Annotated in this window: 1 rRNA gene; it reads left to right on the top strand. The window is 46.2% G+C overall.

Annotated features, from left to right (window positions below):
- Positions 1-287: 287 nt before the first annotated feature.
- Positions 288-396 (top strand): 16S ribosomal RNA (locus BLX41_RS17070); the annotation flags it as partial.

The following is a 396-nucleotide window of genomic DNA, read 5'->3' as shown; positions in this document are numbered from 1 at the left end:
GATCGGAAGCGCAAGTGGTTGAAGTTAAAAAGGAAACTTTGAAAACTTCTTAAAAAAATCACTTGACAGCAAATGAGGCTGCTGTAGAATGCGCGCCTCGGTTGAGACGAAAGATCTTAACCAACCGCTCTTTAACAACTGAATCAAGCAATTCGTGTGGGTGCTTGTGGAGTCAGACTGATAGTCAAAAAGATTATCAGCATCACAAGTTACTCCGCGAGAAATCAAAGATGTAACCAACGATTGCTGAGCCAAGTTTAGGGTTTTCTCAAAACCCAAAGATGTTTGAACTGAAGAGTTTGATCATGGCTCAGATTGAACGCTGGCGGCAGGCCTAACACATGCAAGTCGAGCGGCAGCACGGGTACTTGTACCTGGTGGCGAGCGGCGGACGGG

It is taken from the genome of Pseudomonas protegens, assembly GCF_003732485.1.
Taxonomy (GTDB): Bacteria; Pseudomonadota; Gammaproteobacteria; order Pseudomonadales; family Pseudomonadaceae; genus Aquipseudomonas; species Aquipseudomonas protegens_B.
This window is presented reverse-complemented; position numbering and strand designations above follow the sequence as displayed.